The sequence below is a fragment of the Stenotrophomonas sp. NLF4-10 genome (assembly GCF_022359915.1).
Lineage (GTDB): Bacteria > Pseudomonadota > Gammaproteobacteria > Xanthomonadales > Xanthomonadaceae > Stenotrophomonas > Stenotrophomonas daejeonensis.
The window spans coordinates 2,991,234-3,005,503 of sequence record NZ_JAKSEE010000003.1 but is presented as its reverse complement, the minus strand read 5'-3'; the positions used below and the strand labels follow the sequence as shown (position 1 = coordinate 3,005,503).

Annotated in this window: 14 protein-coding genes; 13 read left to right on the top strand and 1 reads right to left on the bottom strand. The window is 68.1% G+C overall.

Annotation, left to right across the window (positions count from 1 at the left end; all coding sequences use genetic code 11):
- Window positions 1-3: 3 nt before the first annotated feature.
- The 10 genes from MIC98_RS14195 to MIC98_RS14150 all read left to right on the top strand — a co-directional run bounded on the left by MIC98_RS14195 (window position 4) and on the right by MIC98_RS14150 (window position 10,077).
- Entirely contained in the window at window positions 4-360 is a 357-nt protein-coding gene (locus MIC98_RS14195; protein ID WP_239737600.1) for a carboxymuconolactone decarboxylase family protein, read from the top strand.
- A gap of 204 nt (window positions 361-564) precedes the next feature.
- On the top strand, window positions 565-2,157 hold the full coding sequence (locus MIC98_RS14190) for a cytochrome ubiquinol oxidase subunit I (RefSeq protein ID WP_239738191.1): 1,593 nt from the start codon (window positions 565-567) through the stop codon (window positions 2,155-2,157).
- A gap of 12 nt (window positions 2,158-2,169) precedes the next feature.
- Entirely contained in the window at window positions 2,170-3,327 is a 1,158-nt protein-coding gene (gene cydB, locus MIC98_RS14185; protein ID WP_239737599.1) for a cytochrome d ubiquinol oxidase subunit II, read from the top strand.
- A 38-nt stretch (window positions 3,328-3,365) separates the two neighbouring features.
- Window positions 3,366-3,473, top strand: coding sequence for a cytochrome bd-I oxidase subunit CydX (gene cydX / locus MIC98_RS14180; RefSeq protein WP_146313519.1), 108 nt, complete (start codon window positions 3,366-3,368; stop codon window positions 3,471-3,473).
- Entirely contained in the window at window positions 3,470-5,197 is a 1,728-nt protein-coding gene (gene cydD / locus MIC98_RS14175; protein ID WP_239737598.1) for a thiol reductant ABC exporter subunit CydD, read from the top strand. The genes cydX and cydD overlap by 4 nt, the downstream gene beginning before the upstream one ends.
- On the top strand, window positions 5,194-6,861 hold the full coding sequence (gene cydC / locus MIC98_RS14170; protein WP_239737597.1) for a thiol reductant ABC exporter subunit CydC: 1,668 nt from the start codon (window positions 5,194-5,196) through the stop codon (window positions 6,859-6,861). Before cydD ends, cydC begins: the two co-directional genes overlap by 4 nt.
- Window positions 6,862-6,981: 120 nt before the next feature.
- The gene (locus tag MIC98_RS14165) at window positions 6,982-7,788 is read left to right on the top strand and encodes a MipA/OmpV family protein (RefSeq protein WP_239737596.1); all 807 of its coding nucleotides are present in this window, start codon (window positions 6,982-6,984) and stop codon (window positions 7,786-7,788) included.
- An 18-nt stretch (window positions 7,789-7,806) separates the two neighbouring features.
- Window positions 7,807-8,493: a response regulator transcription factor gene (locus tag MIC98_RS14160; RefSeq protein WP_239737595.1), complete on the top strand. Its 687-nt coding sequence runs from the start codon at window positions 7,807-7,809 to the stop codon at window positions 8,491-8,493.
- Window positions 8,456-9,838, top strand: a complete 1,383-nt coding sequence (locus MIC98_RS14155; RefSeq protein ID WP_239737594.1) for a HAMP domain-containing sensor histidine kinase — start codon at window positions 8,456-8,458, stop codon at window positions 9,836-9,838. Before MIC98_RS14160 ends, MIC98_RS14155 begins: the two co-directional genes overlap by 38 nt.
- 35 nt (window positions 9,839-9,873) lie before the next feature.
- Window positions 9,874-10,077 carry an antitoxin Xre/MbcA/ParS toxin-binding domain-containing protein gene (locus tag MIC98_RS14150; protein WP_239737593.1) on the top strand — a complete coding sequence of 68 codons (204 nt, stop codon included), beginning with the start codon at window positions 9,874-9,876 and terminating at the stop codon, window positions 10,075-10,077.
- Between the two features lie 956 nt (window positions 10,078-11,033).
- Here the strand turns inward: MIC98_RS14150 and MIC98_RS14145 are convergent.
- Window positions 11,034-11,975 carry a hydrogen peroxide-inducible genes activator gene (locus MIC98_RS14145; RefSeq protein WP_239737592.1) on the bottom strand — a complete coding sequence of 314 codons (942 nt, stop codon included), beginning with the start codon at window positions 11,973-11,975 and terminating at the stop codon, window positions 11,034-11,036.
- A gap of 144 nt (window positions 11,976-12,119) precedes the next feature.
- Here MIC98_RS14145 and MIC98_RS14140 point away from each other — a divergent pair, with 144 nt between their 5' ends.
- The 3 genes from MIC98_RS14140 to MIC98_RS14130 all read left to right on the top strand — a co-directional run bounded on the left by MIC98_RS14140 (window position 12,120) and on the right by MIC98_RS14130 (window position 14,267).
- Window positions 12,120-13,013, top strand: a complete 894-nt coding sequence (locus tag MIC98_RS14140) for an MBL fold metallo-hydrolase (RefSeq protein WP_239737591.1) — start codon at window positions 12,120-12,122, stop codon at window positions 13,011-13,013.
- An 85-nt stretch (window positions 13,014-13,098) separates the two neighbouring features.
- Complete coding sequence (locus MIC98_RS14135; RefSeq protein WP_239737590.1) at window positions 13,099-13,827, top strand: peroxiredoxin; 729 nt, start codon at window positions 13,099-13,101, stop codon at window positions 13,825-13,827.
- A 98-nt stretch (window positions 13,828-13,925) separates the two neighbouring features.
- Entirely contained in the window at window positions 13,926-14,267 is a 342-nt protein-coding gene (locus MIC98_RS14130) for a TIGR01244 family sulfur transferase (RefSeq protein WP_239737589.1), read from the top strand.
- Window positions 14,268-14,270 lie beyond the last annotated feature (3 nt).

Genomic DNA, 14,270 nt, shown 5'->3' with positions numbered 1-14,270 from the left:
GCCATGTCCGCCATCGATTCCTACACCGATCTGACGCGCAGCGTTTCGAAGAACCTGACGCCGCTGCGCACGCACAACGCCGAGGTCATGCAGGGCTTCGGCGCGCTGAGCAAGGCGGCACTGGCGCCGGGCGCGCTGGACGAGAAGACCAAGGAGCTGATCGCGATGGCGATCGGCGTGGCGGCGCGTTGCGATGCCTGCCTCGGTTTCCACGCCAAGGCGTTGGTGCGCCTGGGCGCCACGCCGGAGGAGTTCCAAGAGATGCTCGGCGTCGCCGTTTACATGGGCGGCGGGCCGTCGCTGATGTACGCGGCCAATGCGCTGGCGGCGTTCGATGAGTTCTCCGCGCAGGCGGCCTGATCTCGTCGCGGGTGCGTCGTTTTGTCCTCTTATTCGTGACGGAGTTGCGCAGGATAATGAAACGCCATGGGATTGAACCGGACAATCGACACTCTTTTCCGACAGTATCGTGGCGATCGGGCGGCCGCTCGCGAACATGCCGAACGGCCGGCTCCACGCGCCGCGACGCGTGGCTGTTCCACCTGATGATCGGAGAGTGCCATGCTGGGTGAACTCGATGTCGTAATCCTGTCGCGGTTGCAGTTTGCGTTGACCGCGATGTACCACTTCATCTTCGTGCCGCTGACGTTGGGATTGTCGTTCCTGCTGGCGATCATGGAGAGCGTCTACGTCATGACCGGCCGCGAGATCTGGCGGCGGATGACGATGTTCTGGGGCGTGCTGTTCGGCATCAACTTCGCGCTCGGGGTGGGCACCGGGATCGTCATGGAGTTCCAGTTCGGCATGAACTGGTCGTACTACAGCCATTACGTCGGTGATATCTTCGGCGCGCCGCTCGCCATCGAGGGACTGATGGCGTTCTTCCTCGAAGCGACCTTCATCGGCCTGTTCTTCTTCGGCTGGAACCGGATGAGCAAGGTCAAGCACCTGATGGTGACCTGGCTGGTGGCGCTGGGCACCAACCTGTCGGCGGTGTGGATTCTCGTGGCCAATGGCTGGATGCAGAACCCGGTCGGCGCGGTGTTCAATCCCGACACCATGCGCATGGAGATGACCGACTTCGTCGCGGTGGTGTTCAACCCGGTGGCGCAGGCCAAGTTCGTGCACACGGTGGCGGCCGGCTACGTCAGCGCGGCGATGTTCGTGGCCGCGATCAGCGCCTGGTACCTGCTGCGCGGGCGCCACCTCGACATCGCCAAGCGCTCGATGGCGGTGGCGGCCAGCTTCGGCCTCGCGGCTTCGTTGAGCGTGGTGGTGCTGGGCGACGAGAGCGGCTACCTCAGCACCGAACACCAGAAGATGAAGCTGGCGGCGATGGAGTCGATGTGGGAGACCGAGCCGGCGCCGGCCAGCTTCAACATCGTGGCCTGGCCCAACCAGGCCGAGCGCCGCAACGAATTCGCGGTGCACGTGCCGTGGGCGATGGGCCTGATCGGCACGCGTTCGATCTCCAAGGAGATGCCGGGCATCAATGCACTGGTGGACTCGGCCGAGCGCAGGATCGTCAACGGCATGCGCGCCTATGCCGCGCTGGAGCGGGTGCGCGCGGACGCGGGCGACCGCGAGGCACGCGAACTGTTCGCGGAGAACTGGCCCGACCTCGGCTACGCGCTGCTGTTGAAGCGTTACAGGGACGATGTGCAGAACGCCACGCAAGACGAGATCGAGGCGGCGGCCTTCGACACCGTACCCAAAGTGATGCCGCTGTTCTGGACGTTCCGGTTGATGGTGGCGCTGGGCTTCTACTTCGTCGGCTTCTTCGCGTTCGCGTTCTGGCTGGTCTCGACCGGCAGGCTCGAGCACAGCCGCCGCTTTCTTAAAGTCGCGCTTTGGAGCGCGGCGCTGCCCTGGGTCGCGATCCAGTGCGGCTGGTTCGTGGCCGAGTTCGGGCGCCAGCCATGGGTGATCGAGGGCGTGCTGCCGACCTTCTACGCCGTGTCCGGACTGTCGGTGCTCGATCTGGTGATCAGCCTGCTGGTGTTCTTCGTGCTCTACACCACGCTGGCGATCGTGGGCTTCCGGCTGCTCCTGAAGGCGATCCGCAAGGGGCCGGAGGAACCGGACGCGTCCGGCGTGCAGGTCGCGCCCGACGCGCCGGAAGCGCATGCCGGCCATGCCGCGCTCGCGGCGCACTGACAGGAGACGGTCATGGACGTTTCGTGGATTCCCCTTGACTACGGCACGCTGCGGCTGATCTGGTGGCTGCTGCTGGGCGTGCTGCTGATCGGCTTCGCGGTCATGGACGGCTTCGACCTCGGCGTCGCCGCGCTGCTGCCCGTGGTGGCGCATAGCGATGAAGAGCGCAGGGTGATGCTCAACCTGGTCGGCCCGGTCTGGGAAGGCAACCAGGTCTGGCTGATCACCGGCGGCGGCGCGATCTTCGCGGCCTGGCCGCTGCTGTACGCGGCTTCGTTCTCCGGCCTCTACCTGGCGATGCTGCTCCTGCTGGTGGCGCTGATCCTGCGCCCGGTTGGCTTCAAGTACCGCAGCAAGCTGCCCGATCCCCGCTGGCGCAGCACCTGGGACTGGCTGCTGTGCGGCTCCGGCGTGGTCGCCAGCCTGGTGTTCGGGGTGGCGATGGGCAACCTGCTGCTCGGCCTGCCGTTCGGCGTCGAACCGAAAACCCTGCGCCCGGTGTACGAGGGCAGCCTGTTCCAGCTGTTCATGCCGTTCGCCTTGCTGGCCGGTGTGCTGAGCGTGACCATGCTGACCGCGCACGGCGCCGCCTTGCTGGCTTGGCGCACCGACGGCAAGGTCGCGGCGCGCGCGCGCCAGGTCGGTGGCTGGCTGGCCCTGGCGACCGGCGTGCTGTTCGCGCTGGGCGGGGTGTGGGTCGCGTTCGGGCTGGACGGGCACGTGCTGACTGGCGCCGTCGATCCCGCCGCGGCGAGCAACCCAGCGCTGAAGGCGGTCGATCTGGTCGACGGCGCGTGGATGCGCAACTTTGCGCAATGGCCATGGATGTGGGCAGCGCCGGTGCTGGGTGTGGCCGCGTCGCTGTTGGCGGCACCGTTGCTTTGGCGTGGCGCGAAAGTGCTGGCGTTCCTCGCCACCTCGACCGCGATCACGGGGATCATCCTCACCGTGGGCTTCGCGCTGTTCCCCTTCCTGATGCCTTCGTCGCTGCAGCCGGGCATGGGGCTGACGGTCTGGGACGCGTCGTCCAGCCACTTCACGCTGTGGGTGATGCTGCTAGCGACGGTGGCGTTCCTGCCGATCGTGCTGTCCTACACGGGTTACGTGTACCGGGTGATGCGCGGCACGGTCACGTCGGAGTCGGTTTCGGAAAATCCCAATGCGTACTGATGGCGGCGCGCATCGGCAACAGATCGGGAGATAGCGGCATGTGGTACTTCTCGTGGATCCTGGGGCTGGGCCTGGCCTGTGCCTTCGCCATCCTCAACGCAATGTGGTTTGAACTGCGCGAGCACGACCGCATTGATAAAACATGACGCTTGCGGCCAGCGGGGAGGCCGTCGCCGACGAGCGATTGCCCCCCAAGCAAGCGGCATGGATGCGGACGCTGGCCGACCAGGCGCGGCGTCCGCTCGCATTCGCGGTAGCGCTGCCGCTGCTGTCGGGCCTGCTGTTGCTGCCGCAGGCTTGGGCGCTGGCCTGGGCGTTGCAGATGATCGTGGTGGATCGGCTGCCGCTGTCCGCCGCGTTGCCGTCGATCGGGCTGGCCGGCACGCTGCTGCTGGTGCGGGCGGCGCTGGTCTGGGTGGCCGAGCATGCCGGCCAGCATGCGGCCGAATCGGTGAAGCGCTCGGTGCGTATCGCGCTGTTCCGGCACCTGCTGTCGGCCGGCGTGCTGTGGAGCCGGGCGCGCGCCTCGGGCGAACTGGCCGACGCGCTGAGCGCGCGCGTCGAGACGCTGGACGGCTACTTCGCGCGTTACCTGCCGGCAATGGCGTCGGCGGCGGTGCTGCCGCTGGTGTTCTGCATCGTGCTGCTCGGGTTCGACTTGATCGCCGCGCTGGTGCTGGCGTTGACGGTGCCCGCCATCCCGCTGTTCATGGCGCTGGTGGGGTGGGGCGCGGAGGCGGCCGGCCGCCGCCACGCCACCGCGCTGGCGCGGCTGTCGGGCCTGTTCGCCGACCGTGTGCGCGGCCTGACCACGCTGAAGCTCCACGGGCGTTCGCAGGCGGAGGCCGAACGCGTGGCGCGCGCCAGCGATGAAGTGCGCGAGCGCACGATGTCGGTGCTGAAGATCGCGTTCCTGTCCTCGGCGGTGCTGGAGTTCTTCGCCGCGCTGGGCGTGGCCGGGCTGGCGGTGTACTTCGGGCTGACCTTCCTGGGCATGCTGGAATTGCGTGCCAGCGTGCTGACCCTGGAAGCGGCGCTGTTCTGCCTGCTGATGGCGCCGGAAGTCTACCTGCCGATGCGGCAACTGGCCGCGCACTACCACGACCGCGCGAACGCGCGCGCGGCGGTCGCGGAGATCGCGGGACTGTTCGACGGCCTGCCGGAGATCACGGATGCACCCGTGGAAGAGGCGGCGCCTGCTTCCGCGCCGGCGTCGACGGCGTTTTCCGTCGGCGCGTTGCGGATGCCGGTGCCCGGACGCGGCGCGATCGGCCTGCCGACTCATGCGGACATCGCGCCGGGCGAGTGGATCGCGCTGACCGGCGCCAGCGGCAGCGGCAAATCCACGCTGCTGGAGACGCTGGCCGGCCTGCGTGCCTACGAGGGCGAGTTGCGTTTCGGCGGCCAGCCGCTGCGGGAGTGGCCCGCCGCAGCGCTGCGCCGGCACGTGCTGCTGATCCCGCAGCGGCCGTGGCTGGCGCCTGGCAGCATCGCCGACAACCTGCGCCTGGCGCGCGCCGGCGCGGACGATGCGGCGCTGGCGCGGTCGATCGCTGCCGCCGGGCTCGCGCCGATGATCGCCGGCCTGCCGCGCGGGCTGGACACGCCGCTGGCCGAGCGCGGGCAGGGCGTCTCCGGCGGGCAAGCGCAGCGCATCGCGCTGGCGCGGATGTTCCTGTCCGATGCGCCGGTGCTGCTGCTCGACGAGCCGACCGCGCATCTCGACGACGCCAGCCGCGACCTCGTGCTCGCCGAAATCGCCGCGTTCGCCCGCGGACGCACGCTGGTCGTGGCGACGCACGATCCCGTCGTGGCCGCGATCGCCGGCCGGCGGTGGACGATCGATGCCGGCGGACAGGTGCATCCATGAGGCGGCTGCTGGCCTGGATGTGGCCGATGTTCCGGCAGCGCTGGCGCACGCTGCTGCCCGCCTGCGCGCTGGCGCTGGTGACGGCGGCTGCGGCGGTGGGATTGCTGGGCGTCTCGGGATGGTTCCTGACCGCGACCGCGTTGGTGTCCGGCGCGCTGGCGACGTTCAACCTGTTCGTGCCCTCGGCGATGGTGCGCGGGCTGGCGTTCGTCCGCATCCTCTCGCGCTACGGCGAGCGCGTCAGCGGGCATGCCGCGACGCTGCTTCTGTTGACCGACCTGCGCACGCGGGTGTTCGGGAACCTGCTCCGGCTCGATGCCGGGCAACTGGCGCGCTGGCGCGACGGCGACCTGGTCGCGCGCCTGACCAGCGACATCGACGCGCTGGACTCGACCTTCCTGCTCTCGCTGCTGCCGCTGCTGGTCGGCGGGATCGCCGGTGCGGTGGTGATTGCGGTGCTGGCGGTCTACGTGCCACCGGCCGCGGCGGCCGTCGGATTGCTGTGGCTGTGCGTCCTGCTGCTCGCGCCGGCCTGGCTGGCGCGCCGCGTGCGCCGCAGCGGGGCCGAACGCCAGGCGCACGCGGCGGACCTGCGGCAACACGTGCTGCAGGCCGTCGAAGGCCATGCCGATCTGCTCGCGCTGGGTGCGGCTGGACGCGCCGAAGCCGCGCTTGCCGACAGCAGCGACCGCCTGCGCGCGGCGGCGCTGTCCGAATCGCGGGCATTCGCCTCGGGCCAGGCGCTGGCGCTGGCCTGTGCGGGACTGGCGATGCTGGCGGTTGCGACGGCGGGCGCCGCGGCGCTGCGCGAGGGACGGGTCGGGGGTGCGGTGCTGGTCGGCTGCGTGCTCGCGGTGGCCGGATTGTTCGAGGTGGTGGCGCCGGTGCTGCGGGGCGCGGTACGGCTCGGTGCGGCTTCCGCTGCCGCAGAGCGCGTGCGCGAGATCGAGCGGGCCGGCCCGGAGATCCTCGATCCGCCGCGGCCGAAGGCGCTGCCCATGCGTGGCGCGGTGGAGTTCAGGCAGGTGTACTTCCGCCACCACCCGTCGCTGCCGCTGCTGGAGGGCGTGGATCTGCGGATCGCGCCGGGCGAGCGGGTGGTGGTGACCGGGGCCAGCGGCAGCGGCAAGTCGACCCTGCTGGCCTTGCTGCTGCGGCTGCGCGATCCGCAGGCTGGTGGCATCTGCTGGGAAGGCGTGGATCTGCGCGAGGCGTCGCTGCCGGAACTGCACCGCCGCGTGGCGCTGCTGCCGCAGGACGCGCCGGTCTTCCTGGGAACCGTGCGCGACAACCTGCGCATCGGCGACCCCGATGCGGACGATGCCGGGCTGTGGGAGGCGCTTCGCCAGGCCGGACTGGACGAGGAAATCCGCGCCTTGCCCGGTGGGCTCGACCAGTGGCTGGGCGAGGGCGGGCGCACGCTGTCGGCCGGGCAGGCGCGGCGCCTGTGCCTGGCGCGGGTGCTGCTGACCGCCGCGCCACTGGTCGCGCTCGACGAGCCGACCGAAGGGCTCGACCCCGATGCCGAACAGGCCTTCTTCCGCGACCTGCCGCGCATCCTGCACGGCCGCAGCCTGCTGCTGGTCACCCATGCGGCGGTGCCAACCGGCGTGGCCGACGCGACTTGGGAACTCGTGGACGGAAGACTGAAGAAGCCGATCTAATACATGCCTTGAGTGTGGCTTGGGTTATTCGAGGTTCCCTAGGGTGGAGGAGCGCCGCGTAAGTCACCTGTAAGTGACACGCCTGCATATTGGGCCCTCCCCCCCTCTCGTGGATGCTTGATGATGCACCGGTTCGCAATCGCGCTTTTAACCCTCCTCCCGGCATCCGTATTCGCCCAGACCAGTACGATCGAACAATCCGGCGCTGTCGAACAGCGGGCCGATGACCGTTGGACCCTCGGTGTTGCGGTGTCCTCAGAGGACAGCCCATATGCCGGGGAGGGGATGAGGACGCGTCCATTCCCGTTCGTGACCTACCAGGGCGGGCGCATCTACTGGGTCGGCGCCACCCTCGGCGTCAAGCTGTGGGAGACCGAGCGGTTCCGGCTCGACGCCAATTTCTCGGGGCGCTTCGACGGCTTCGACAGCGGGGATCTGGGCCGAGCCGAACTCGCGGCGAACGGGGTGGACATCGATCGTCTCGAGGATCGCGACCACGGCGCCGATGCCGGCCTCGCGGCCCGTTGGGAGTTGGGCGGCAACGAGATCATCGTGCGTGCGCTGGCCGACATCACCGGCACCAGCGAGGGCTACGAGGTGTCCGCTGATTTTGCCCGTCGGTTCCGCGTGGGCAAGGTCACCCTGGTGCCCGGCATCGGCGTGCAATGGCTCTCGGACGATCTGGCCGACTACTATTACGGCGTCCGGTCGACGGAGACGTTCTCGGGGATGGCCTACCAGCCGGATGCGGCACTCATTCCCCGCGTGAGCCTCGGGTTCGCCGTCCCCCTGGGGCAGAGCAAGTGGCGGGTGCAAGGCCTGGTGCAGTATCGGTTCCTGCCGGAGGAGCTGACCGACAGCCCGCTGCTGGAACCCGATGCCGACGGGGTGGCCCATGTGGTGATCGGCGTGGTACGCAGTTTCTGATCGTCGGCCGGACTTCGAATGAACCGCATCGCCCTCGTCGAGGATCATGAGCGCATGGCGAGCCTGATCGTCCGTGGGCTGCTGTCCGCCGGCATCGCGACCGATGTGTTCCATACGCTCGAATCGGCGTGGCGACCCCTGAACGAGCGTGACTACGGCGCGGTGATCGTGGATCGGGGCTTGCCCGAAGGAGATGGGCTCGAACTCGTCAGGCGGCTCAGATCCGCGGGCAGGCTGACGCCGTGCCTGATGCTGACCGCCCGGGACGCGCTGAGGGATCGGGTGGACGGCCTGGAGGCGGGCGCCGACGACTACCTGCCCAAGCCGTTCGCCATGGAGGAACTGCTGGCCCGGGTTCGGGCCCTGCTGCGCAGGACGCCTTCGCTCCAGCCCAACGAACTCGTGCACAGGGGCCTTCGCGTCGTTCCCGAGGCCGGGTGCATGGGCTTCGGAGACGAGGTCGTGACGCTGTCGCCCGCCGAACTCCAGATCATGGTCTGCTTGCTGCGGGCGAACGGGCAAACGGTCACGCGCCGCAGCCTCGAGCAGGCGGCATGGGGCCTCACCGACGCCGTCACCCCGAATGCGCTCGACGTCGCGATGCATCGCTTGCGCAAGAAGCTGGCGGCCATCGGCTGCGATCTGGCGCTCCTGAACATCCGGGGGCATGGATTCGCGCTGGGGGACCGCGATGTGGCCGCCTAGCCTCGCCGGGCGGCTGCTGCTCTCCGCACTGATCGGGATGCTTGCGGCAGGCGTGGCCGCCGCGGCCATCTTCGTGTCGTTCGCTTGCCTGCGGGACACGAACTACCTGATCGACGCGACCCTCGAAGACGAGTTGGACAGCCTCGAAGAGGGTGTCCAGGTGGACGGGAACGGCCGGCTGGCCTTCAGGCCGCAATGGTCGTCCGACAGCTATGACGCGCTGAGGAAGGACACCGCGTTCCGCATCATCGATGCGGACGGAACCACCTTGTTCAGCAGTCTTGACGGGCCGGCCCTTCAGGCGTTGGAGCGGATGCCTGTCGGCGCCCGCACGCTGGATGTCGACGACGCGGGGCTTCCGGTTCGATTGCAGGTGCGCGAAAGGCAAGTCGTCCGCTCCGGCGCCAGGTACGGATTGCAGGTGGCACGAAGCGATCGCATGGTGGAGCGATTGGCCGGCTACGCCCGCCAGCTCTACCTGAGCGCAACCGCGGTTGCCGTCCTGGTCGCGCTTTCGATTTTTGCGGTTGTCGTCTGCATCACCGTCCGCCGTGCAGTGGTGCCGTTGCGGCAGGCATCCGCGATTGCGTCGAGGATCGGCCCTCGTGCGCTCTCGGCACGCCTGCATGTCGATGGCATTCCGTCCGAGATGGCGCCCCTGATCGATGCGTTGAACTCGGCCCTGGAGCGGCTGGAGCAGGGATTCAACGTGCAGCAGGACTTTCTTGCGATGGCGGCGCACGAGCTCAAGACGCCGTTGACGCTGTTGCGAGCCGAGGTCGAGTTGGGCGGCGAGATGAACAAGGAGGCGATGCTCCGCGAGACGCAGCTCATGGCGCGGCAGGTCAACCAACTCCTGCATCTGGCGGAGGTCAGCGAAGGACGCAACTACCGGTTCTCGAAACGTTCCCTGTGGGCGATGTCGGCGGATGCGGTCGACTACCTGAACCGGTTGGCCGACCGCGTCGGCGTGTCGCTGCACGTGGAGCACCTCGGACCCGACAGGTTGGTCGATGCGGACGAGGGGGCGGTCTTCGTCCTGCTCAAGAACCTGCTCGAGAACGCCATCAGCCACTCACCGCGGGGAGGGGTCGTGACGCTCGAGGTGACGCCCGGCGGGTTCGCGGTCGTCGACCAGGGCGCTGGGGTGGATCCGGGGGATCGCGAACACGTGTTCAAGCGTTTCTGGCGCGCGTCGAGCGCCACCGATGGCGCCGGGCTTGGACTCGCCATCGTCCGTGAAATCTGTCTTGCGCACCGGTGGGCGGTGTGGGTGGAGGACGCCCAGGGCGGAGGCGCCCGATTCGTGGTGGCGATTCCCGACACGGCACCGCAGGACGCGTGATGACCGGGCACGCGATTGAAAGATGCATCTTGACCATGGCTGCGCGCATCGCCGCCGGGGAGGCCGAGGCGCGGCAGTGGTATCGCTCCGAACCCATTGCCGGGCTGGGCGGCAGGACCGCGCTGGAGCTGGTTCGAAGCGGGCGTGGTCCCGCGGTGCTGGATTTTCTTCTTGGTGTGCTTCGGGACGAGATGCAGGCTGCATCGGGGACGAGCGGCGGGCACGAATGGCGAGACTGAGCCGCTGATGGAGGGATTCTCCGGGCAGTCCGGCTCCGGCGGCGACGCTGCTGGCGGCGGTGCTTGTCTGGGCGTCCGTGCCGTGGAGATCCGGTTGATTCGGGGGCCTGTGCGGAGGTCCTACAACTTGCCAACTTGCGAATCGTGTAACCGTCCGAATGGCGGCGATGTCGCCTTCACAGGTTCGCCAGACCAGTTTCCCTGAATGGGAGCGCGACCAGACGCCTCCAGGCAATCCGCTTCGTCCTCCGATCACAGGCTGACGCCGTTGCCGGCCTGCGCCTGCGTTCCAGAGAATTCCCATGTGGTTGCGATTGGCCGCATTGGCTGTCTTCACGATCGCGCCGTGCATACAAGCACGGGCGCCATCTCCTGCTGCGCCAAACCAGAGACTTGCGCTCGACGACGCCTTTGCGCGTCACCCGGGCCCATCCCGATCTTCGCCTGTTCGGTGTGCGTGCCGAGGGATTGCTTGCTGAGCGCGATACGGCGGCGTTCGGCCCCCCCCCCCACTGCGTGCCGGTCTCGATGTCGAGAACGCGTTCGGCAGCGGCGCCGCGCGAGGTTTCGACGAGGCCGAGATCACCCTGCGTCTTGGAGCGCGGTGGCAAGTTCGATGCCCGTCGTACGCTGGCGCTGAACGTCGGCGCGGGTACGGAGGTGCAGTGGCCGCTGGTCACGGTGGTGATCGGCGGCATCGTGTCCTCGACGCTGTTGACCCTGGTGGTGTTACCGGCTCTTGTACCGCTGGTGGCACTGCGAAGCCGACGGCGCTGTGGCGAAGGAGAGCACGCACTGATGAACGATACGCTGCGCATCGACCTGCAGACGCGGACTGCGGGATTGGTGCAATGGCCGTCCTGGGATCACGCCTTTCAAAACTTCATCGCTGCCGGTGCATCTGGCTCGATGCGCACCAGACCGCGGCGCGATCCAACAGCGGCAGATCACGGCCCTCAATCCCTCCCTGCGGTCCACGGCTTGACGTTCTCGGCGGCCCACTCGCTCAGGAACGCACCCAGCGCGCGGTAGCTGTCGGCACGCGCGGCATTGCGGCGCCAGCACAGGCCGATGCTGCGGGCGTTGGCATCGTCGCCCAAGGGGCGGACGACGACATCACTGCCGTCGATGATGCCGCCGTTGATCGCCAGATCGGGCAGGAAGGTCGAGCCCATGCCTTCGGCGACCATGGCCACCAGCGTGTGCAGGCTGGTGGACGAGAAGCTGGCGTGCTCGGTTTCGGCGGCGCGCTGCAAAGCCGGCAGCGCATGGCTGTGCAAGCAGTGGTCGTGCTCTAGCAGCAGCAGGCGGTCGCCGTCGGCGACGTCGCCCGGGTCGAACGCCCGCAGACCGGGCGCCAGCGCTGGCGAGCCGCACGCGGAGACGTAGCGGTAGGCGTCGTCAAAGAGCATGAAGCTCTCCATGCCGGGGGTATCGTAGGGGAAGGCCATCAGCACCAAGTCCAGCCTGCCGTCCGCCAGCTGGTCGAGCAGGTGCCGGGTCTTGTCCTCGCGCAGCACCAGCCGCAAGCGCGGGAAACGTTGCCCGAGTGCGCGGATCACGCGTGGCAACAGATACGGTGCGATGGTCGGCAGCACGCCCATTTGGACGATGCCGGACATCGGCTGCGCCGCGTCGCGTCCCAGCGCCACCAGGTCTTCGGCATCGCGCAGCAAGCGTCGCGCGCGAGCGGCCAGATGGTGGCCGATGGGCGTAATGCGCACCGAGCGCTTGTTGCGTTCGGCCACCGCCACGCCCAGTGCGAGTTCCAGTTCGCGGATGCCGGCGCTGAGCGTGGACTGGCTGACGAAGCAGGCCGCGGCGGCGCGGCTGAAGCTTTGGTGGTCGTGGAGGGCGACCAGATAGCGCAGGTGGCGCAGGTTCGGCAGGTAGGACACGGTCAGTTCCTGGATGGAGGGTGGCCGGAACAATTTATCGTATCAAGCGATCACTGAGTTCAATTTAATTCGTTTCCATCTGTTTCACGATGCTTCTAGAGTGCTTGCCATACGCAAGGTCGACACTCGACAGGAGATCAGCCGATGGCTACCCCGAACCTCCCCACACCTTCCGATGCCCGCCCCGAGGTCACGGGCTTCTTCGACGGGCAGACCAACACGATAAGCTACGTGGTTCGGGACCCGGCCAGCTGTGCATGCGCCATCGTCGACTCGGTAATGGACATCGACTATGCCGCTGGCCGGATCGCCTTCGAGCATGCCGACCGCATCATCGAACACGTCCGCCGGCACGGTCTGGAAGTGGAGTGGCTGATCGAAACCCATGTCCACGCCGACCACCTGTCGGCCGCGCCGTACCTGCAGCAGGAACTCGGTGGCCGCATCGGCATCGGCGAGCGCATAGTCCAAGTGCAGGACACCTTCGGCAAGGTGTTCAACGAAGGCACCGAGTTCCAGCGCGACGGCAGCCAGTTCGACTGGCTGTTTGCCGATGGCGACCGTTACCGCATCGGCACGATGGAGGCGTTCGCCATGCACACGCCGGGCCATACACCGGCCTGCATGACCCATGTGGTCGGCAATGCGGCCTTCGTGGGCGACACGCTGTTCATGCCTGACGGCGGGACCGCGCGCGCCGATTTCCCGGGCGGCGATGCGCGTACGCTCTACCGTTCGACCCGCCGGATCCTCGCGCTTCCCGAGGACACGCGGCTGTTCATGTGCCACGACTACGGCCCTGGCGGGCGGGACATCCGCTGGGAAACCACCGTGGCCGAACAGCGTGCACAGAACATCCACGTCCACGATGGCGCCGGCGAGGACGACTTCGTGCGGATGCGCAGCGAGCGCGACGCCACGCTGTCGATGCCGCGCCTGATCCTGCCCTCGCTGCAGGTGAACATGCGCGCTGGCCACCTGCCGCCCGCCGACGACAGCGGCCGGCGGTTCCTGAAGCTGCCGATCGACGCGCTCTGAACCCGTTTCCCCCGCCGGTGGGGCTCCCCCCTATCCCCTGGTCTCACCGGCACCTTCCCACCCCCGCAACACAGGAGCATTTGCCATGAGCTGCACCGATTCCGATCCGAAAATCGTCGCCGCCGCGACCGTCGTCCCGGCTTCTGCCGCCCCCATCGCCGCTGCCTTGGCCGGCCCCGCCCCGGTCGCGATGCCGCGGATCAACGAGCCTGCACCGGCATTCAATACCCAGACCACGCACGGCCCGCGTTCGCTCGCCGACTACAAGGGCAAGTGGCTGGTGCTGTTCTCGCATCCGGCCGACTTCACCCCGGTCTGCACCACCGAGTTCACCGCCTTCGCCCGCGCCGCCGGCGAGTTCGGTGCGCTGAACACAGAACTGCTGGGGCTGTCGATCGACTCGGTGTTCTCGCACCTGGCCTGGGTGCAGAACATCAAGGAGAAGTTCGGCGTCGAGATCCCGTTCCCGATCATCGAGGATTTGTCGATGAACGTGGCCCGCGCCTACGGCATGATCCATCCCGGCGCTGCCGACACCTCGGCGGTGCGCGCGACCTTCATCATCGACGACAAGGGCATCCTGCGCGCGATGGTGTACTACCCGATGACCAACGGTCGTTCGGTAGCCGAGATCCTGCGCCTGGTGAAGGGGCTGCAATACAGCCTGGCCAACGGGGTCGCCACGCCGGAAGGCTGGCAGCCGGGCGAGAAGGTGCTGCTGGGCGCGCCCAAGACCGTCGCCGAGCTGGAAGCCCGCAGCGGCCAGGACCTGGAAACGACCGACTGGTACTTCTCGATGAAGCCGGCGGCCTGATACTCCCGTTCCGCGACGGTGCCGGCGCTGACGCCGGTGCCGTCGATCCTTTTTTCGCAGTCCGATTCGCAACCCGGAAAAAAACGAAGATCGCCGCCATGCCCGTCATCAACGCCCTCTCGGACAGCTACCACGTCTGCCCGCAACTCCATCCGGACGATGTCGCCGACGTCGCAGCCTGCGGCTACGTCGCGCTGGTCTGCATGCGGCCCGACGGCGAATCTCCGGGGCAGCCAGCCTGGGCCGAGGTGGCCGAACAGGCCCGGCGGCACGGGCTGGCGTTCCATTTCATCCCGGCACTTTCCGGTGCGGTCACGCTGGAACAGGCGGCGCAGTTGCGCGAGCTGCTCGCCGATGCTGGCGGCCCCGTGCTGTCGTATTGTGCGTCGGGCAACCGCTGCGCCCTAGCCTGGCGCATGGCCATGCAATCGCAGGTCTGAAGC